Origin of the sequence: Nocardioides sp. S5 (assembly GCF_017310035.1) — a bacterium.
Lineage (GTDB): Bacteria > Actinomycetota > Actinomycetes > Propionibacteriales > Nocardioidaceae > Nocardioides.
Genome location: NZ_CP022296.1, coordinates 2814993 through 2835656, shown reverse-complemented (window position 1 = coordinate 2835656; position 20664 = coordinate 2814993). Strand labels below are relative to the sequence as shown.

The following is a 20664-nucleotide window of genomic DNA, read 5'->3' as shown; positions in this document are numbered from 1 at the left end:
CCCGCAGCGCCCTCGGTAGGCTTCCCACCCGAGGCGGGCACGACCACGCCCGCCGACCACCGACACGCGAGACAAGCAAGGACTGACGCCCGTGTTCATCGCCGGCTTCCCCGCCGGGCCCTGGGGGACCAACTGCTACGTCGTGGCGACGGGTCCCGGGTCCGAGTGCGTCGTGATCGACCCCGGCAAGGACGCCGCCGAGGGTGTCGCCCAGGTGGTGCGCGAGCACAGGCTCAAGCCCGTCAGCGTGCTCGTCACGCACGGCCACGTCGACCACATGTGGTGCGTCGCGCCCGTCGCCGGCACCTACGACGCCACCGCCTGGATCCACCCGGCCGACCGGCACCTGCTCAGCGACCCGATGGCGGGGATGAGCCGCGAGACCACGCAGATGCTGCTCGGTGGCGACTACTCGTGGGCCGAGCCCGACGACGTACGCGAGCTGGCGGACCTCGCCGAGCTCGAGCTGGCCGGCATGCGGTTCGTCGTCGACCACACGCCGGGCCACACCGAGGGCTCGGTGACCTTCCGCTCGCCGTACGCCCAGCAGGACGTCTCCGAGGTCATGTTCTCCGGCGACCTGCTGTTCGCCGGCTCCATCGGCCGCACCGACCTGCCCGGCGGCGACCACGCCACGATGCTGCGCAGCCTCACCGACAAGGTGCTGCCGCTGGCCGACGACATCGTGGTGCTGCCCGGCCACGGCGAGCAGACCTCGATCGGGCGCGAGCGCGCCACCAATCCCTTCCTCCAAGACCTCCGCCAGGACCTCTGATGAGCAAGATCAGCCCGCTGAGCGGGTTCCCCGAGCTGCTGCCTGCGCAGCGCGCCGTCGAGCGCGAGGTCATCGCGTCGGTCTCGCGCACCTTCGAGCTGCACGGCTTCGCCAACATCGAGACGCGGGTCGTCGAGCCGATCGAGCGGCTGGCCAAGGGCGGGGAGGTCGACAAGGAGATCTACGTCCTCCAGCGCCTCGCGGCCGAGCCCGACGCGAAGGCCGACCTCGGCCTCCACTTCGACCTCACCGTCCCCTTCGCGCGCTACGTCCTCGAGCACGCCGGGCACCTCCAGTTCCCGTTCCGCCGCTTCCAGGTCCAGCCGGCCTGGCGCGGCGAGCGCCCCCAGGAGGGCCGCTACCGGCAGTTCACCCAGGCCGACGTCGACATCGTCGGGCGCGACGAGCTGCCCTTCCACCACGACGTCGAGGTGATGTCGGTGATGGTCGACGCGCTCGGCCGGCTGCCGATCCCGCGCGTGTCGTTCCAGTTCAACAACCGCAAGCTCATCCAGGGCTTCTACCGCGGCCTGGGCATCGACGACGTCACCGAGGCCATCCGCGTCATCGACAAGCTCGACAAGCTGCCCGAGGACGAGGTCGCCAGGTTGCTCGTCGAGCGCGTCGGCACCACGCCCGAGCAGGCGCAGCGGTGCCTGGAGCTGGCCACGATCCGCGTGCAGGACACCTCGTTCGTCGAGCAGGTCCGCGCGCTGGGGGTCAGCGACGACCTGCTCGACCAGGGCCTCGACGAGCTCGCCGCCGTGGTCGAGGGCTGCCGTGCCGTGGCCGGCGACCGGGTGGGCGTGGAGGCCAACCTGCGCATCGCGCGCGGCCTGGACTACTACACCGGCACCGTCGTCGAGATCTTCATGGAGGGCTACGAGCGCCTCAAGTCCGTCGGCGGGGGAGGGCGCTACGACGCGCTCGCCAGCGACGGGCGTACGACCTATCCCGGCGTCGGCGTCTCCTTCGGCGTCTCACGCACGCTCATCCCGCTCCTCACCGACGGCGTGCTGTCCGGCAGCCGCCCGGTGCCGAGCGCCGTGCTCGTCGCGCTCAACACCGAGGACGAGCGGTCCGCCAGCACCGCGGTGGCCGCCGCGCTGCGCGCCCGCGACATCGCCTGCGAGGTCGCCCCGGAGCCGGCGAAGTTCGGCAAGCAGATCCGCTTCGCCGAGCGGCGCGGCATCCCCTTCGTCTGGTTCGTCCGGGCCGACGCCGACACAGGTCAGCAGAGCCACCAGGTCAAGGACATCCGCTCCGGTGAGCAGGTCGACGCCGACCCCGCCACCTGGGCCCCGCCGGAGGCAGACCTCCGGCCGACCATCAACACCGAGGAGACCCCCAAGTGATCCGCACCCATGACGCCGGCGCCCTGACGCTGCCTGCGCACGTCGGCCAGACCGTCACCCTCGCCGGGTGGGTGGCGCGCCGGCGCGACCACGGCGGCGTGGCGTTCATCGACCTGCGCGACGCATCAGGCGTCGTCCAGGTCGTCATCCGCGACCCCGAGGTGGCGCACCCGCTCCGGAGCGAGTTCTGCCTGAAGGTGACGGGCGAGGTGGTCGAGCGATCCGAGGGCAACATCAACCCGCAGCTGGCCACCGGCCACTACGAGGTCGTCGCCACCGACGTCGAAGTCTTGTCCACGTCCGAGCCGCTGCCCTTCCCGATCGACGACGCGTCCGGCCACAAGGGCGGCGAGGTCGGCGAGGAGGCGCGCCTCAAGCACCGCTACCTCGACCTGCGCCGGTCCGGCCCCAACGCCGCCCTGCGCCTGCGCAGCAAGATCAACAAGGCCGCGCGCGACGTGCTCGACGCCCGCGACTTCGTCGAGGTCGAGACGCCCACGCTCACCCGCTCGACCCCCGAGGGCGCCCGCGACTTCCTCGTGCCCGCGCGCCTGGCGCCCGGCAGCTGGTACGCCCTGCCGCAGAGCCCGCAGCTGTTCAAGCAGCTGCTGATGGTCGGCGGCATGGAGCGCTACTACCAGATCGCGCGCTGCTACCGCGACGAGGACTTCCGCGCCGACCGCCAGCCCGAGTTCACCCAGCTCGACATCGAGATGAGCTTCGTGGACCAGGAGGACGTGATCACGCTGATGGAGGACGTCCTGGAGGCCATGTGGGCCCAGGCCGGCCACACCATCGAGCGGCCGCTGCCGCGGATGACGTACGCCGACGCGATGGCGAGGTACGGCTCCGACAAGCCCGACCTCCGGATGGGCCTCGAGCTCGTCGAGTGCACCGACTACTTCAAGGACACGACCTTCCGGGTCTTCCAGGCGCCCTACGTCGGCGCGGTCGTCATGCCCGGCGGCGGCAGCCAGCCGCGCCGCCAGTTCGACGCGTGGCAGGACTGGGCCAAGCAGCGCGGGGCCAAGGGCCTGGCCTACGTGACCGTCGCCGAGGACGGCGAGCTCGGCGGGCCGGTGGCCAAGAACCTCACGGACGCCGAGCGCGACGGCCTGGCCGCGCACGTGGGCGCCCAGCCGGGCGACTGCATCTTCTTCGCCGCGGGTCCGGCCAAGAGCAGCCGTGCGCTGCTCGGCGCCGCCCGTCTCGAGATCGGCCGCCGAGGCGGCATGCTCGACGACTCGGTCTTCGCCTTCACCTGGGTCGTCGACGCGCCGCTGTTCGAGCCGAGCTCGGACGCCGTCGCCAGCGGCGACGTCGCGGTCGGTGCGGGCGCCTGGACGGCCGTGCACCACGCCTTCACCAGCCCCAAGCCCGAGTTCGTCGACACCTTCGACACCGACCCCGGCAGCGCGCTGGCCTACGCCTACGACATCGTCTGCAACGGCAACGAGCTCGGCGGCGGGTCCATCCGTATCCACCGTGGCGACATCCAGAAGCGCGTCTTCTCCGTGATGGGCCTGGGGGAGGAGGAGGCACAGGAGAAGTTCGGCTTCCTGCTCGACGCCTTCAAGTTCGGCGCCCCGCCGCACGGCGGCATCGCCGTGGGGATGGACCGCATCGTGGCCCTGCTCGCCGGCACCGACTCGATCCGCGACGTCATCGCCTTCCCGAAGTCGGGAGGCGGCTACGACCCGCTGACGGCCGCTCCGGCGCCGATCACGCCGGAGCAGCGCAAGGAGGCCGGTGTGGACGCCACGCCGGAGAAGGGCACGTCGGAGAAGGACGGGTCCGCCCCGGCCTGACCGCCACGCCCCTCGCACCAGCCACCTCGACGGCGCCCGCGCCGACCGCCACCGCGGTCGGCGCGGGCGCCGTCGGCGTACGGGCACGAATGCCACAAGGAAGGGCGTCGCGGCGGGCGTCCGTGACAGGAATTTCCGTGCACGCGCCCCACCGGCGCAGGTTTCACCGCGCGACGGGGGTGAACGCGTCGTAACTGGATCGTTACCCGTCGGTGATCGTCCATGCGGTGCGGGTCACATAGAGTCCCGTTTCGGCGCAGGACCCGGGGGACCCCCGGAGCGCGCCGGGACAGGTCCCGAACCAGATGGGGAGAGCATGTCGGCAGACACCGCAGGGCCGGAGACGCTGGGCTCGTTGAGCAACGAGCCGGCGCCGCAGGATCCCAACAGCCAGCAGGCGAAGGAGATCTCCGGCAAGTCACCGCTGCGGATCGCGCTGGGTCGTCTGGCCCGCGACAAGGTCGCCGTGGTCTGCGCGCTGGTGGTGCTGTTCTTCATCATCTGCGCCGTCTTCGCCGGCACGATCAGCAACCTCTTCGGGGTCAGCCTCGACACGCCGCTGGCCAGCGAGCGCGTCGACGGTCTCAACAACAACCTGCCGAAGCCGGAGATGGGCCCGCCGTCCGGTCCCTTCACGTGGGACCACCCGATGGGCGTGGCGCCGCGCACCGGCCAGGACAACATGGCCTACTGGCTCTACGGCTGCCGCGTCTCGCTCCTCATCGCGACCACCGCGGCGATCATCGCCTCGATCGTGGGCGTCGTCGTCGGTCTGCTCAGCGGCTTCCTCGGCGGCAAGGTGGACAAGGTCCTGTCGTTCTTCATCGACATGTTCCTCACCATCCCGTTCCTGCTCGCCGCGCTGACGCTGGCGCCGATCCTCAACGAGCGCTTCAACACGGCCGACAACTACGCGACGATCCAGAAGTTCAGCCTCGTGGTGGTGCTGTCGGTCTTCGGCTGGATGGGCACCGCACGACTCATCCGCGGCGAGGTGCTCTCGCTGCGTGAGCGCGAGTTCGTCCAGGCGGCCCGCGTGATGGGCATGCCGACCTCGCGCATCCTCTTCAAGGAGCTGCTGCCCAACCTGGCGGCGCCCATCATCATCAGCGTCTCGCTGATGCTCCCCGCGTTCGTCGCCCTCGAGGCCGGCCTGGCCTTCCTCGGCATCGGCGTGACCGACGGCGTGTCGTGGGGCCAGATGATCCTCGACGCGGCGACCCCGGTCTACTTCCGCGACTACCCCCAGTACCTGTGGCAGCCGATGATCGGCGTCGTCGCCCTGGTGCTCTCCCTCAACCTCTTGGGCGACGCGATCCGCGACGCCCTGGACCCCAAGACCCGACGCTGAGCACTTCTCGGTCAAGGTCGCACAGCACGTCGCCGGAGACGCCGTCCTCGGTGAGAACAAAAAGGAAAGGCTGGACAGCATGAAGCGGAACAAGCCGCTCGCGCTCGTCGCTGGCGCCGCTCTTCTGACCCTCGCTGCCTGTGGCGGCGGGTCGTCGGAGAACGGTGAAGGCGACGGAGGCACGGACAGAGAGATCGGCGCACAGGAGGGAGGGACCAAGGACGAGACTCGTCAGGGCCCCGCTCCCGAGGTCGACGGCGCATCCGCCGGTGGCACCATCACGGTGTACCTCCCCGGCGACCCGGGCCCCGACTCGCTCGACCCCACCGGTGGTTGGTCCGTCACGGGCAACTCCATCCAGCAGGCGCTCACGAGCCGTTCGCTGACCCAGTACTCGCGTGACGAGAACGGCCAGCCCGTCCTGGTTCCCGACCTCGCCACCGACCTGGGCACGCCGAACGAGGACTTCACCGAGTGGACCTTCACGATCCGTGAGGACGCCACGTGGGAGGACGGCAAGCCCGTCACCGCCGAAGAGGTTGCGTTCGGCATCTGCCGCTCGCTCGACTCCGAGGCGTTCCCGTCGGGTCCCGGCACCGAGTACTCCAAGACGTACTTCGCCGGCGCCGCTGACTACGAGGGTCCCTACACCGGCAAGGACCCCAACTGCGAGAACTACGACGGCATCACCGTCGAGGGCCAGGACGTCACCATCGCGATGGAGACGCCCTTCCCGGACATGGACTACTGGGGCTCCTTCATGGCGATGGGCCCGGCTCCGCTCGGCAACGCCTCCAAGCCGCCGAACTACGGCAACCAGCCGCTGGCCAACGGCCCCTACAAGATCGCTCCCGGTGGCTACAAGCCCAACGAGGAGCTGCGCCTGGTGAAGAACGAGCAGTGGTCGGCTGACTCCGACCCGGCCCGTCACCAGTACGCCGACGAGTGGGTCTTCAAGTTCAACCAGGACCAGGCCAAGGTCGACGAGATCATGCTCTCGGACAACTCCGACAGCCAGACCGCCGTCGCGACCTCGCTCGGTTCGGGCAACTACAACGACGCCAACTCGCAGCTCGGCGAGCGCCTCGTGCAGCAGACGTCGCAGTGTGTCTCCACGCTGACGCCTGACTACACGAAGATCCCCGAGATCGAGGTCCGCAAGGCCCTCGCCTACGCCTACCCCTACGAGGACGTGTGGATCTCGGGCGGTGAGGTTCCGGGTGTGACCCGTGACTACGCCAACTCGATCATGCCCCCCGGCATGGCGGGCAAGAAGGAGTTCCAGGTCGACGGGGAGCAGATCAAGTACGACCCCGAGAAGTCCAAGGAGCTCCTGGCCGAGGCCGGCTACGGTGACAAGCCCTACGAGATCACCATGGTCTACTACGAGGTCGACCCGCTGGCCAAGGACGCCCAGGACCAGATCACCAAGGGCTTCGAGGCCGGTGGCTTCTCCGTCAAGGCCATCCCGGTCCAGGAGTCGCCGTACAACATCTGGCTCGACCCCGACAACAAGGTCAACAAGCAGCTCAACCTCCGTGGCGTCAACTGGTGCTCGGACTGGCCTGCCGGTTCGACCATGCTGCCTCCGCTGCTGAAGGGTGGCGCTGTCTACAACACCGCCTTCTTCGACGAGCCTGCGATCAACGACGAGATGGACAACATCGCCACCCTCCCGCTCGAGGACCAGGCTGCTGCCTGGGGCGACCTGGACGAGAAGATCATGACGGAGTACTTCCCGATCATCCCGACCGCGTTCCGCAACGACCTGTTCGTCTTCGGCACCAAGATCGGCAACCCGACGGGCGATGGCTCGATCGGTGCGCCGAACTACAAGGACCTGTACGTCATGCAGTGATCCTGGTGCTCCTTGCCGGGTCACGGACCCGGTGCGCGGAGCACCACGTAGCAACAAGTAGCAACCACTGACGGGTGGGGGCTCCCGAACCCGGGAGCCCCCACTCGCCAGCCCGGACCCGAGTAGGCTGTCCTGCCTCGGTGGGTCCGACTCATCCACCATCCCCGGAGAGTGATCTGCGATGTTCGCGTATGTCGTGAAGCGGCTGATCTCGGGAGTCCTCGTCGTGGCCTTGGTCTCGATGGCGATCTTCCTGTTGTTCTGGTACGGCCCTTCAAGTCCCGCCCAGACGGTCTGCGACCGAGAGACCAGCAACCGGTGCGGCGACCGCATCGAGATCTACGAGCGCACCCTCGGCTACGACAACCCCGTCTACGAGGAGTACGGCAAGTTCGTCAAGGGCGTCTTCGTCGGTCGCACGATCACCGTCGCCTCCAACGAGTACGAGTGCACCGCGCCCTGCCTGGGCCTGAGCTTCGTCACCAAGCAGCCCGTGAAGGAAGCGCTGGTCGATCGCATCCCGGCGACCTTCTCCGTGGCCATCGGTGGCGCCTTCCTCTACCTCCTCTTCGGCATCCCCATCGGCGTGGCCGCTGCGCGACGCCGCGGGACGCTGGCCGACAAGGCCCTGGTCTCGAGCTTCCTGTTCATCAGCTCGATCCCCTACTACCTCTTCGCGCTGCTGACCTGGCTCTACCTCACGATCACCTTCGAGATCCCGTTCTTCAGCAACACCGGCTACTTCTCGCCGATCACCGAAGGCCCGTGGGCGTGGTTCAGCGGCCTGTTCCTGGCCTGGATCGCGCTCGGCATCTTCGGCTGCACGCAGTACACCCGTTTCACCCGTGGCGCGATGGTCGAGGCGCTCAGCGAGGACTACATCCGCACCGCCAAGTCCAAGGGACTGCCGACGCGCACGATCGTCTACAAGCACGGGCTCCGCGCGGCGCTGGTGCCGGTCGTCACCATCTTCGGCATCGACTTCGGCACCCTGCTCGCCGGCACGATCTTCACCGAGCGGATCTTCGAGATCCAGGGCATCGGCTGGTGGAGCCTGCAGGCCGTGCAGAACAGGGACCTGCCGGTCGTCATGGCGACGGCGCTCTTCAGCGCCGTCGTGCTGATCATCTCCAACCTGCTCGTGGACATCATCTACAGCGTGCTCGACCCGAGGGTGAGGCTTTCGTGACCAGCGTTCCCATGACCCAGTCCTCCGTGAGCGAGGGCTCCGCGAGCGAGGGACCCCTCCTCGTGGTCGAGGACCTCAAGGTCACGTTCCCGACCGAGGACGGTCCAGTGACCGCGGTCAGCGGTCTGTCCTACTCGGTCGAGCGAGGCAAGACCCTCGGGATCGTCGGCGAGTCCGGCTCGGGCAAGTCCGGCTCGATCCGGGTCGGCGGCACCGAGGTCGTGGGCCTCGGCGAGTCGAAGATGCGCGCCCTGCGCGGCAACTCGATGGCGATGATCTTCCAGGACGCGCTTGCCGCGCTGCACCCGTTCTACAAGATCGGCAAGCAGCTCGAGGAGGCCTACCTCGTCCACCACTCGAGCGCGTCGAAGCGCGACGCCCGCCGCAAGGCGATCGAGATGCTGGACCGGGTCGGCATCCCGCAGCCCGACCGCCGCGTCGACGACTACCCGCACCAGTTCTCCGGCGGCATGCGCCAGCGCGCGATGATCGCGATGGGCCTCATCAACGACCCGGCCCTGCTGATCGCCGACGAGCCCACGACCGCGCTCGACGTGACGGTGCAGGCGCAGATCCTCGACCTTCTCCAGGACCTGCAGCGCGAGTTCAACTCCGCGGTCATCATCATCACCCACGACCTCGGCGTCATCGCCGAGATGGCCGACGACGTGCTCGTGATGTACGCCGGACGCTGCGTGGAGTACGGCACGGTGAAGCAGATCCTCACCGCGCCCGAGATGCCCTACACGTGGGGCCTGCTCTCGAGCGTGCCCGACGTGCTCGCGTCCACTGACGCGCGCCTGATCCCCATCCCGGGCAACCCGCCGAGCCTGCTTCGGCCGCCGTCGGGCTGCTCCTTCCACCCTCGCTGCGTGCACTCCGACAAGGTCCCCGGTGACCTGTGCCGCACCGAGCTGCCCCCGCTGATGCCGGCGAGTGTCGGCGCGGCCCATCTCCGGCGCTGCCACCTCGCCGACCCCAGCGCGGTCTACCAGTCCGAGGTGCTGCCCGAGATCGCCCCTGACCTGGTCGAGGAGACCCGATGACCCAGGACCCCAACGCCGAAGCCCAGGTCGCACCGACCGAGGTCGGCGCCAACGCAGCCGAGTCCGGTGAGCGCCAGCTCACCGCGGAGGCGAGCGACGCCTACTCCTCCCACGAGGTGTCCGTCGCGGACCGCGACTTCGCCTCGATCGCCGAGATGGGCCACACGGCCTCCAGGCTCGACCCCGACGCGCCGGCGGTGCTGACGGTCGACAACCTCAAGATGTACTTCCCGGTGCGCTCCTCGGGGGTCGTCCGTCGCACCATCGGCCACGTGCAGGCCGTGGACGGCATCTCCTTCGAGGTGCCCAAGGGCGGCTCGCTGGGCCTGGTCGGCGAGTCCGGCTGCGGCAAGTCGACAACCGGCCGCCTGATCACCCGGCTGTACAAGCCGACCGGCGGCTCGATGATGTTCGAGGGCAACGACCTGGCCAAGCTCTCCAACAAGGAGATGAAGCCGCTGCGCCGGGACGTGCAGATGATCTTCCAGGACCCCTACACCTCGTTGAACCCGCGTCACACGGTCGGCACGATCGTGGGTGCGCCGCTCGAGGTGCACAAGATCGTCCCGAAGAACCAGGTGCTCTCGCGCGTCCAGGAGCTCCTGGAGGTCGTGGGCCTCAACCCCGAGCACTACAACCGCTACCCCAACGAGTTCTCCGGGGGCCAGCGACAGCGGATCGGCATCGCCCGGGCGCTGACGCTCAACCCGAAGGTGCTCGTCGCGGACGAGCCGGTCTCGGCGCTGGACGTCTCGATCCAGGCGCAGGTGGTCAACCTGCTCCAGGACATCCAGAACGAGTTCGACGTGGCGTTCCTGTTCATCGCCCACGACCTCGCCATCGTGCGCCACTTCTGCCCCGAGATCGCCGTGATGTACCTCGGCAAGATCGTGGAGATCGGCGACCGCGAGACGATCTACAGCCGGCCGCACCACCCCTACACCCAGGCGCTGCTCTCGGCGGTGCCCGACGTGAAGCAGGCGGCGGTGGGCGGACGCCGCGAGCGCATCCGCCTCGAGGGTGACGTGCCGAGCCCGATCAACCCGCCGTCCGGCTGCCGCTTCCGCACCCGCTGCCAGTTCGCCCAGGAGATCTGCGCGAAGGTCGAGCCGCCCCTCCTGCAGATCGGCAAGCGCCACAAGGTCGCCTGTCACTTCGCCGGTGAGCTCGGTGCCCACCCGGCGACCCCCGTCACGACCGACCTGCTCGGTGTCGACGACCAGGGCAGCCCGGTCCCGGGTGCCACGCCCAGCAACACGCAGCTGACCATCCCGGGCTACGAGAAGACCTGGTACGACCTGCGCACCAAGCAGACGACCGGCGCCTGAGCCCGCCTGCCGTGCCGCTCGCGGCACGGGGGATACTCACCGACGTGGACGGCTTGTTCGAGATTCCGGGCGCGGGGCAACCCGCGCCCGGATCCATGTCCGCAGCCGGCAACCCCGGAGCGGGGTCGTTGGGCGCCAACACGTTCGCGTCCGCCCCGCTCGCGGTGCGGATGCGCCCGCGCACGATCGACGAGCTGGTCGGTCAGCAGCAGCTGCGCGCCGCCGGCTCCCCGCTGCGCCGCCTCATCGAGGGCGACCAGTCGATGTCGCTGCTGCTGTGGGGGCCGCCGGGCACGGGCAAGACCACGATCGCGGCGATCGTGAGCCAGCAGACACGTCGACGCTTCGTCGAGGTGTCGGCGGTCGCGGCCGGCGTCAAGGAGGTTCGCGCCGCCATCGACGGCGCCCGGGCCGAGCTGGTCCGCAGCGGCCAGGAGACCGTGCTCTTCGTCGACGAGGTGCACCGCTTCACCAAGGCCCAGCAGGACGCGCTCCTGCCGGGGGTGGAGAACCGCTGGGTGACGCTGATCGCGGCGACCACCGAGAACCCGTTCTTCTCCGTGATCAGTCCGCTGCTGTCGCGCAGCCTGCTGCTGCGCCTGCAGTCGCTGACCGACGACGACGTCGCCGAGGTCATCGACCAGGCGCTCTCCGACGAGCGCGGCCTGGCCGGCGAGACCGGGCTCGACGAGGAGGCCCGATCCCACCTCGTACGCCTCGCGGGTGGTGACGCGCGCCGGGCCCTGACCTACCTCGAGGCCGCTGCCGGGGCAGCGGCGAGCAACGGCCTCGACACCATCGACCTCGCCACTGCCGAGACCGCCGTCGACCAGGCCGCGGTGCGCTACGACCGCCAGGGCGACCAGCACTACGACGTGATCTCGGCCTTCATCAAGTCGATCCGCGGCTCGGACCCGGACGCGGCGCTGCACTACCTCGCCCGGATGATCGAGGCGGGGGAGGACCCCCGCTTCATCGCCCGGCGGCTCGTGGTGCACGCCAGCGAGGACATCGGGCTCGCCGACCCGACCGCCCTCCAGGCGGCGGTCGCGGCCGCGCAGGCGGTGCAGCTGATCGGGATGCCCGAGGCCCGGATCAACCTGGCCCAGGCCACCATCCACCTCGCGATCGCGCCCAAGTCCAACGCGGTCATCGCCGCGATCGACGCCGCGATCTCCGACGTGAAGGCCGGCAGGATCGGGCAGGTGCCGCCGCACCTGCGCGACGCGCACTACGGCGGTGCCAAGGACCTGGGGCACGGCAAGGGCTACGCCTACCCCCACGACGAGCCCTTCGGTGTCGTCGAGCAGCAGTACCTCCCCGACGTGCTGGCCGATGCGACCTACTATTCACCGACCAACCTCGGCGCGGAGTCTGCCGTCCGCGAGCGCTGGGAGCGCGTACGCCGCATCGTTCGCGGCTCGTGAGGGAACAGGGGGAGGCATGAGAGGGACGCGGGGGCTCGCGTGCGCACTCGGTGCTGCCGTGGTGGCGCTGGCAGCCTGCGGTGGGGGACCGGCCCGTCCGGGGACACCGGCGGGCGGTGGCATGGTCCGGTCCATCACCCCGGCCACGGGTGGCTCGAAGGACCACACCCGTCAGGGCCCTGCCGCCCCGGTCGCGGGAGCGACACCGGGTGGGACGATCACCGTCCACCTGCCCGGCGCCCCCGGCCCCGACACGCTCGACCCGACGGCCGGCTGGTCCGTCGTCGGCAACGCGATCCAGCAGGCGCTCGTCAGCCGTTCGCTGACCCAGTACACCAACGACGAGGACGGCCGTCCCGTCCTGGTGCCGGACCTCGCGACCGACCTCGGCTCGCACAACGAGGACTACACCGAGTGGACCTTCACGATCCGTGACGACGCCACCTGGCAGGACGGCCGGCCCGTCACGGCCGAGGAGGTGGCGTTCGGCATCTGCCGCTCGCTCGACGCCGAGGTGTTCCCGTCCGGTCCGGGGACCCAGTACTCCCGCACCTACTTCGCCGGGGCCGCCGACTACGACGGTCCCTACACCAGCGACGACCCGGACTGCGAGGACTACGACGCCATCACGGTGGACGGCCAGGACGTCACCATCGAGATGGAGCGGCCGTTCCCCGACATGGACTACTGGGGGGCGGTGATGGCGATGGGGCCGGCCCCGCTCGGTGACGAGGCCGAGCCGCGCACCTACGGCCAGGAGCCGCTGGCCACCGGCCCCTACCTCGTGGAGAGCTGGTCGCCGGACGAGGAGCTGGTGCTGGTGCGCAACGAGGCGTGGGACGCAGGTTCCGACCCGGCGCGTCACCAGTACGCCGACCGCTGGGTCTTCAAGTTCAGCCAGGACCAGGCGATGGTCGACGAGATGATGCTGTCGGGGACCTCGGAGAGCAGGACCTCGCTCGCCACGTCGCTGGGACCGGGGCGCTACGCCGAGGCGAGCGCGGCGCTGGGGGACCGTCTGGTGCAGCAGAGCTCCCCGTGCGTCACCACCCTGGCGCCCGACTACGCCGAGATCGACGAGATCGAGGTCCGCAAGGCGCTGGCCTACGCCTACCCCTACGAGGACGTGTGGATCGCGGACGGCGAGGTCCCCGGCGTGACGCGCGACTACGCGAGCTCGGTCATGCCGCCGGGCATGGAGGGGCGGCGGGACTTCCAGGTCGACGGTGAGCAGATCACCTACGACCCCGAGCGCTCCCGCGCGCTGCTCTCCGAGGCCGGCTACGACGAGCCCTACCCGATCACGATGATCTACTACGAGCTCGACTGGCAGGCGCGTGCCGCGCAGGAACAGATCACCATCGGTCTGGAGCAAGGCGGCTTCGAGGTCAGGGCGATCCCGGTCCAGGAGTCGCCCTACAACATCTGGCTCGACCCGGACGACGAGCTCAACCAGCGGCTCGATGTCCGCGGCGTGAACCTGTGCCCGGCGTGGCCGGCCGGTGCGGCGCTGCTCCCGCCCCTGTTGCAGGCCGGCGCTGTCTTCAACACCGCCGGCTTCGACGAGCCGGAGGTCGACGAGGAGATGGACCGCATCGCGACGCTCCCGGTCGACGAGCGGTCCGATGCGTGGGGCGCACTGGACGAGCAGATCATGACGGACTACTTCCCGATCATCCCCACCGCCTACGTCAACCACCTCTTCGCGTTCGGCGCCGACATCGGCAACCCTTCCGGCGACGGGTCGATGGGCACGCCGAACTACAAGGACCTCTACGTCGTGCAGTGAGTCTGACGGCTTCTATAGGGTGTCCCGGTGACGACGGAGCAGGTGTGGATGGGTGCGGCAGCCGCCGTGGCTCTCGTGGCGCTCGCCGTGTCGGCACTCGCGCTCGGTCGCGCACGTCGCGCCGAGGCACGGGCCGCGGCCCTCGCCGTACGCGTGGGAGTGCTGGAGTCGCCGGTCACCACCGCGCCGCAGCCGGTGGTCGACGACGCCCCAGGCACCTTCGTGATCACCGGCATGGGCGCTGACGAGGCGCCCGTCTTCGAGGTGCCCGTCGCACGACCGGTCGACGGGCGGCTGTTCGCCGACATCGTCGCGCGCGAGAGCGTGGTGATGGCGGCGTCGTGGACCCACGGCCTGCGCCGCGCGCTGTCCCCGGCGAGCCGCAACCGCATCCGCTTCGAGGTGCGCCAGGAGACGCGGCGCGCCACCCGGCAGCGCCGTGCCGAGACCAAGCAGGCGCTGCGCGAGTTCCGGGCGCGCGAGCGCGCCGGCCTGCGCCGCGACGTCGGGGAGGACGTCGCCTGATGGGTCGCCCACTCTGGTTCGTGGCCGGGGCGGGGGTCGGGCTGTACGCCGCCGCCCGCGCCCGTCGTGCCGCTGAGGCGCTGACCGCCGACGGCCTGCGTGACCGCGTGCGCGGGTGGCAGGTCGGTGCCCGGCTGTTCGCCGAGGAGGTCCACCAGGGCCGCACCGAGCGCGAAACCGAGTTGCGCGAACAGCTCGGACTGCGGCCTCATGGCATCCCCGAGCTCACACGTGGTGGCGAGGCCCCCTCGGCTCGCACCCCACCCACCGATGCACCCAAGGAGAACGAGAACTGATGGACACCGCCGAGATCCGCCGCCGCTTCCTCGCGCACTTCGAGGCCGCCGGACACGCCGTGGTGCCCTCCGCCTCGCTGCTCGCCGACGACCCCAACCTGCTCTTCGTGCCGGCCGGCATGGTGCCCTTCAAGCCCTACTTCCTGGGCCAGGAGACCGCGCCGTGGCCGCGCGCCACCAGCATCCAGAAGTGCGTGCGCACCCCCGACATCGAGGACGTCGGCAAGACCACCCGCCACGGCACGTTCTTCGAGATGTGCGGCAACTTCTCCTTCGGCGACTACTTCAAGGAAGGCGCGATCGAGCTCGCGTGGGACCTGCTGACCAAGTCGGTCGACGACGGCGGCTTCGGGCTCGACGAGTCGCGTCTCTACCCCTCGGTCCTCGTCGGCGACGAGGAGGCCATCGGCCACTGGACGAAGGCCACCGGCCTGCCGCGCGAGCGGATCGTCCAGCTGGGCAACAAGGAGAACTACTGGTCGATGGGCGTCCCCGGCCCCGGCGGGCCGTGCTCGGAGATCCTCTACGACCGCGGTCCCGAGTGGGGTCCGGACTTCGACGTCACGACCCTCGGCCCGGACATGCCGTTCGAGCTCGAGGACCGTCTGCTCGAGATCTGGAACCTGGTCTTCATGCAGGACGAGCTCTCCGCGGTGCGCTCGAAGGAGGACTTCGACGTCGCCGGCTCGCTGCCGAAGAAGAACATCGACACCGGCATGGGCCTGGACCGGGTCGCGTTCCTGCTCCAGGGCAAGAACAACATGTACGAGATCGACGTGATGTACCCCGTCATCGAGAAGGCCGAGCAGCTCACCGGCCGCCGCTACGGCGCCGACCGCGAGGACGACGTACGGTTCCGCGTCGTCGCCGACCACGTGCGCTCCTCGATGATGCTCATCGGCGACGGCGTCACCCCCGGCAACGACGGTCGCGGCTACGTCCTGCGCCGCCTGCTGCGCCGCGCGGTGCGCTCGATGCGCCTGCTCGGCTGCGAGGACCGGGTGCTGCCCGAGCTGATGCCGGTCTCGCGTGACCGGATGGGGGAGACCTACGACAACCTCGTCAGCGACTGGCCGCGCATCTCCCAGGTCGCCTTCGCCGAGGAGGACGCCTTCCGCAAGACGCTCCAGGCCGGCACCCAGATCTTCGACGTCGCCGCCTCCGAGGTGAAGCAGACCGGCGGCTCCACGCTGTCGGGCGAGCGTGCCTTCGCGCTGCACGACACCTACGGCTTCCCGATCGACCTCACGCTGGAGATGGCGGCCGAGCAGGGCCTGCAGGTGGACGAGCAGGGCTTCCGCGGGCTGATGGCCGAGCAGCGCGAGCGGGCCAAGGCCGACGCGCGCGCCAAGAAGGGCGCCCACGGCGACACCGGCGTCTACCGCGGCGTCTTCGACCAGCACGGCCCCACCGAGTGGCTGGCCTACGAGACGCTCGAGACCGAGTCCCGCCCGCTGGCGCTGCTCAGCGGCGGCGCCTCCGTGCCGCGGCTGGCCGAGGGCGAGGTCGGGGAGCTCGTGCTCGACCGCACCCCCTTCTACGCCGAGTCCGGCGGCCAGGCAGCCGACGCCGGCACGATCGTCTTCGACGGCGGTCGCCTCGAGGTCCTCGACGTGCAGCGCCCGATCAAGGGCCTGGTCGTGCACCAGGTGCGGGTGCTCGAGGGCGAGCTCGACGCCGGCCGCGAGGTGCACGCCCGCGTCGACCCGGAGTGGCGTACGGGCGCGCGCCAGGCGCACTCCGGCACCCACGTCGTGCACGCCGCCCTGCGCGAGGTGCTCGGCCCCACGGCGCTGCAGTCCGGCTCCTACAACCGTCCCGGCTACCTCCGCCTCGACTTCGGGTGGACCCAGGCGCTGACGCCCGAGCAGGTGCGCGACGTCGAGACCGTCTCGCAGCAGGCGCTGCGCGCCGACCTCGCGGTCGCGTGGGACTACATGACCCTCGAGCAGGCGAAGGAGTGGGGCGCGATCGCGCTCTTCGGCGAGACCTACGACAACACCAAGGTGCGGGTCGTCGAGATCGGCGGCCCCTGGTCGCGCGAGCTCTGCGGTGGCACCCACGTCGACCACTCCTCCCAGATCGGCACGGTCGTGGTGACCGGCGAGACGAGCGTCGGCTCGGGCAGCCGCCGCATCGAGGCGCTCACCGGTGTCGAGGGCTTCGGCTACCTCGCCCGCGAGCGCGACGTCGTCGCCCAGCTCACCGGCCTGCTCAAGACCCAGCCCGACGACCTCGTCAGCCGCGTGCAGGGGCTCACCGAGCGCCTGAAGAACGCCGAGAAGGAGCTGGAGAAGGCGCGCCTGGCCCAGCTGCTCGGCGCCAGCGCCGACCTGGCGGCGGGAGCGACGCAGGTCGGCCCGGTCCGCCTGGTGGCCCACCGTGCCGACGGCGCGGGCGGCGGCGACGTACGCAATCTGGCGATGGACGTGCGCGGACGCCTGCCGCAGGGCGAGCCCGGCGTCGTGGTGATCATCGGCCACGCCGACGGCAAGGTGTCCGTGGTGGCCGCGACCAACGACGAGGCGCGTGCCCGCGGGCTCTCGGCCGGCGAGCTGGTCCGCGCCGTGGGTCCGCTGCTCGGCGGCAAGGGCGGCGGCAAGGACGACGTCGCGCAGGGCGGCGGCACCGACGCCTCCCGCATCGACGAGGCGCTCGAGCTCGTCGCGCGCCAGGTCGCCGCGTCGGCGCAGGCCTGAGCGTGCGGTTCGGGGTGCGGCTCGGCATCGACCCGGGGGACGCCCGGATCGGGGTGGCGAGCAGTGACCCCTCCGGATTCCTGGCGACGCCCGTGGAGACGGTGCGCGCCGGCAAGGGCGACGTACGCCGGATCGCGCAGCTCGTCACCGAGCTCGGGGCCGTCGAGGTCGTCATCGGCCTGCCCCGCTCGCTCAACGGCACGGAGGGACCTGCGGCCGAGAAGGCGCGCGACCTGGCCCGTCGGGTCGCGCGCCGAGTTGCACCCGTCCCTGTCAGACTGTGTGATGAACGCCTGACCACGGTCTCGGCCGAGTCGATCCTGCGCGAGCAGGGACGGCGTGGCGCCAAGCGACGTGCCGTGGTGGACCAGGCAGCGGCGGTGCTGATCCTGCAGACGGCGCTCGACACCGAGCGCATCGGCGGGCAGGCGCCTGGAGAGATCGTCGAGGTGACTGATGACTGAGCACGAGTCCGAGCAGGACGTGCTGCGTGAGGACGACTACGACTACGTCCCGGGCGGGCGGCGCCGCAAGGGCCGTGGCGCGAAGGGCTGCATCGCGGTCCTCGTCGCGCTGGCCGTGCTCGTCGGTGGCTTCTACTTCGGCCTGACCAAGGGCGTCTCCTGGGTGGCCGACCAGTTCCAGGGCCCCGAGGACTACCCCGGCCCCGGCACCGGCTCGGTCGAGTTCACCGTCAACGAGGGCGACGTAGTGGCCGAGATCGGCCGCAACCTCAAGGAGGAGGGCGTCACCGCGTCGGTGCAGGCCTTCATCGACGCTGCCGCGGGCGAGCCTGCCTCCAGCGGCATCCAGGTCGGCGACTACGAGCTCCAGAAGGAGATGAAGGCCGCCGACGCGCTCGAGGTCCTCATCGACCCCGACAACATGATCAGCTTCCCCACGGTGACCATCCCCGAGGGCCTGCGGCTCGTCGACATCGTGTCCACGCTCGCCGAGAACACCGACATCCCCGAGGCCGCGTGGAACCGCGCGCTCCAGAAGCCCGACAAGCTCGGCCTGCCCGACTACGCCGAGGGCAACGCCGAGGGCTACCTCTTCCCGGCGACGTACGAGATCAAGCCGGGGCAGAAGCCGGTGCGGATCCTGAAGATGATGGTCGACCGCTGGCGCGAGGCCGCCGACCAGGCCGGCCTGGAGGAGAAGGCCGCCGAGCTCGGCAAGACACCGGGCGAGCTGATGATCATCGCCTCGCTCATCGAGGCCGAGGGCCGCGGCGAGGACATGCCCAAGATCGCGCGGGTCATCTACAACCGCCTCGACGGCCCCGGTGACAAGGGTGGCACCAACGGCACGCTCGGCATCGACGCCTCCAACGCCTACGGCCTCGGCCTGTCGGGCACCACGGCGCTGACCACCGAGCAGCTCGCGGTCGACACCCCCTACGACACCCGTCGCCGCCCGGGGCTGCCGCCCACGCCGATCGAGGCGCCCGGGGACGACGCCATCGAGGCGGCGGCCAACCCCGCCGACGGCCCCTGGTACTACTACGTCACGGTCAACCTGGAGACGGGCGAGACGAAGTTCTACGAGGACTACGACGACTTCCTCGTGGGTCGCGACGAGTACCGCGCCTACTGCGAGACCTCGGACCGGTGCTGACACCGAGGTCGAGGTGAGTGACGCCTCCGGTGCGGGACGGCGTTGCGGCGTGCTGGGCGACCCGATCGCCCACTCGCTGTCGCCGGTCCTGCACAGGGCGGCCTACGCCGAGCTCGGCCTGGACTGGTCCTACGACGCCCACCGGGTGCCGTCGGGCGGGCTGGAGTCCTTCCTCGCCGGGCTCGACGACACCTGGCGTGGCCTGTCGCTGACGATGCCGCTCAAGCGGGAGGCGCTGCCGCTCGTCGACCGGCTCACCGACCGCGCGCGGACGGCGGGTGCGGTCAACACCCTCCTGCTCGATCCCGGTGGCGAGCGGGTCGGGGACAACACCGACCTGCCCGGCGCTGCTGCCGCGGTCCGGGAGCGTACGTCGGCCCCGCTGGGGTCGGCGGTCGTGCTGGGCGGGGGAGCGACAGCGGCCTCGGTCGGCCTGGCGCTGGCGGACCTCGGGGTCCGGACGATCAACCTCCTCGTGCGCGACGTCCCGCGCGCCGGCGACACGGTCGAGGTGCTGCGCCGGCACTCCGCCGACGTCGACGTACGCACCGGGGTGCTGGACGCGTCGGGGGTGCTGGCGGCCGACATCGTCGTCTCCACGATCCCCGCGGCTGCGCAGGTGCCCGACCTGCTGCGCCGCGTGGCCGGGGTGCCGGTGGTCTTCGAGGCGCTCTACGACCCGTGGCCCACGCCGCTCGCCGCCGCGGCGCTCGCCTCCGGGCGGGTGCTCGTCGGAGGCCTGGACCTGCTGGTGCACCAGGCGGCGCTGCAGCACGAGCTCTTCACCGGTGTGTCGGCCCCGCTGGACGTGATGCGTGCGGCCGGTCGTGCCGCCCTCGAGGCGCGGAGCGGCGCGTGAGCGACGTCGTGCTGGCGACCGTGCTGGCAGCGCTGGTCGCCGGGCTGGGCGGACTGCTGGTGCCGGCGCTCATCGCCCGAGTACCGGAGCCGAAGCCCAAGCCGGAGCCGGAGCCGGAGGATCCTTCACAGGCTGAGCCTCCGAAGACGGCGTACGCCGACATCGCCGCGCGGCCGGGGCTGGGACGGCGCAGCGCCGCCGTCTCCGCAGCCGCAGGTGGGCTGCTGGGTGCCGCGGCCGGCCTCGACTGGCCCCTGCTGTGGCTGGTGCCGCTCACCCCCGTCGCGGTGGCGCTGTCGGTCGTCGACTGGCACACGCGTCTGCTGCCGCGCGTCGTCGTGGTGCCCGCGACCCTCGCGGCGGTCGTCGTGGTGACCGCGGTCGGGCTCGCCACCGACGAGCGCGACGCGCTGGTGCGGGCCCTGATCGCCATGGTCGCGGTGCGGTCGTTCTTCTGGGTGCTGTGGTTCGTGCGGTCGGCCGGCATGGGCTTCGGCGACGTCCGGCTCGCCGCGCCCGTGGGGCTGGTGCTGGGCTGGGTCGGCTGGGGGGCGGTGGCGATCGGCGTGTGGACCAGCTTCGTCGCCTTCGTCGTCCCCGCCCTCGCGCTGGCCGTCTGGCGACGCGACCGACTGATGCTCAAGAAGTCGTTCCCGTTCGGCCCGTTCATGGTGATCGGGGCGCTGGTGGGTCTCGTCTGGGGGACTGCGCTCGCTGGGCGCATCTGGGGCTGAGAGAC

At 70.6% G+C, this 20664-nt stretch carries 17 protein-coding genes; all 17 read left to right on the top strand.

Annotated elements, in window-relative coordinates:
• Positions 1–91: 91 nt before the first annotated feature.
• The 17 genes from CFI00_RS13995 (at position 92) to CFI00_RS13915 (ending at position 20659) form a co-directional block, all read left to right on the top strand.
• Entirely contained in the window at positions 92–775 is a 684-nt protein-coding gene (locus tag CFI00_RS13995; RefSeq protein WP_207081734.1) for an MBL fold metallo-hydrolase, read from the top strand.
• The gene (hisS, locus tag CFI00_RS13990; RefSeq protein WP_207081733.1) at positions 775–2130 is read left to right on the top strand and encodes a histidine--tRNA ligase; all 1356 of its coding nucleotides are present in this window, start codon (positions 775–777) and stop codon (positions 2128–2130) included. Before CFI00_RS13995 ends, hisS begins: the two co-directional genes overlap by 1 nt.
• Positions 2127–3938 carry an aspartate--tRNA ligase gene (gene aspS / locus CFI00_RS13985; RefSeq protein WP_207081732.1) on the top strand — a complete coding sequence of 604 codons (1812 nt, stop codon included), beginning with the start codon at positions 2127–2129 and terminating at the stop codon, positions 3936–3938. Before hisS ends, aspS begins: the two co-directional genes overlap by 4 nt.
• A gap of 316 nt (positions 3939–4254) precedes the next feature.
• Positions 4255–5289 (top strand): ABC transporter permease, encoded by a 1035-nt coding sequence (locus tag CFI00_RS13980; RefSeq protein WP_207081731.1) that lies wholly within the window; start codon positions 4255–4257, stop codon positions 5287–5289.
• Positions 5290–5368: 79 nt separating this feature from the next.
• Complete coding sequence (locus tag CFI00_RS13975; RefSeq protein ID WP_207081730.1) at positions 5369–7147, top strand: ABC transporter substrate-binding protein; 1779 nt, start codon at positions 5369–5371, stop codon at positions 7145–7147.
• Positions 7148–7328: 181 nt separating this feature from the next.
• On the top strand, positions 7329–8336 hold the full coding sequence (locus CFI00_RS13970) for an ABC transporter permease (RefSeq protein ID WP_207081729.1): 1008 nt from the start codon (positions 7329–7331) through the stop codon (positions 8334–8336).
• 11 nt (positions 8337–8347) lie between these two features.
• The gene (locus CFI00_RS13965; RefSeq protein WP_207081728.1) at positions 8348–9382 is read left to right on the top strand and encodes an ABC transporter ATP-binding protein; all 1035 of its coding nucleotides are present in this window, start codon (positions 8348–8350) and stop codon (positions 9380–9382) included.
• Between the two features lie 155 nt (positions 9383–9537).
• A complete protein-coding gene (locus CFI00_RS13960) occupies positions 9538–10710 on the top strand; it encodes a dipeptide ABC transporter ATP-binding protein (protein ID WP_207085534.1) in 1173 nt (390 codons plus the stop codon).
• 95 nt (positions 10711–10805) lie between these two features.
• Positions 10806–12137, top strand: a complete 1332-nt coding sequence (locus CFI00_RS13955; protein ID WP_207085533.1) for a replication-associated recombination protein A — start codon at positions 10806–10808, stop codon at positions 12135–12137.
• Between the two features lie 16 nt (positions 12138–12153).
• On the top strand, positions 12154–13926 hold the full coding sequence (locus CFI00_RS13950) for an ABC transporter substrate-binding protein (RefSeq protein ID WP_207081727.1): 1773 nt from the start codon (positions 12154–12156) through the stop codon (positions 13924–13926).
• Positions 13927–13953: 27 nt separating this feature from the next.
• Positions 13954–14451, top strand: coding sequence for a hypothetical protein (locus tag CFI00_RS13945; RefSeq protein ID WP_207081726.1), 498 nt, complete (start codon positions 13954–13956; stop codon positions 14449–14451).
• Positions 14451–14747 (top strand): DUF6167 family protein, encoded by a 297-nt coding sequence (locus CFI00_RS13940; protein ID WP_207081725.1) that lies wholly within the window; start codon positions 14451–14453, stop codon positions 14745–14747. Before CFI00_RS13945 ends, CFI00_RS13940 begins: the two co-directional genes overlap by 1 nt.
• On the top strand, positions 14747–17446 hold the full coding sequence (alaS, locus tag CFI00_RS13935) for an alanine--tRNA ligase (RefSeq protein ID WP_207081724.1): 2700 nt from the start codon (positions 14747–14749) through the stop codon (positions 17444–17446). Before CFI00_RS13940 ends, alaS begins: the two co-directional genes overlap by 1 nt.
• A 14-nt stretch (positions 17447–17460) precedes the next feature.
• Complete coding sequence (gene ruvX / locus CFI00_RS13930; RefSeq protein ID WP_207085532.1) at positions 17461–17910, top strand: Holliday junction resolvase RuvX; 450 nt, start codon at positions 17461–17463, stop codon at positions 17908–17910.
• Positions 17903–19066: an endolytic transglycosylase MltG gene (gene mltG, locus CFI00_RS13925; protein ID WP_207081723.1), complete on the top strand. Its 1164-nt coding sequence runs from the start codon at positions 17903–17905 to the stop codon at positions 19064–19066. Before ruvX ends, mltG begins: the two co-directional genes overlap by 8 nt.
• A 13-nt stretch (positions 19067–19079) precedes the next feature.
• Positions 19080–19925, top strand: coding sequence for a shikimate dehydrogenase (locus tag CFI00_RS13920; RefSeq protein ID WP_207081722.1), 846 nt, complete (start codon positions 19080–19082; stop codon positions 19923–19925).
• Entirely contained in the window at positions 19922–20659 is a 738-nt protein-coding gene (locus tag CFI00_RS13915; RefSeq protein WP_207081721.1) for an A24 family peptidase, read from the top strand. The genes CFI00_RS13920 and CFI00_RS13915 overlap by 4 nt, the downstream gene beginning before the upstream one ends.
• The last annotated feature ends 5 nt before the right edge of the window (positions 20660–20664 follow it).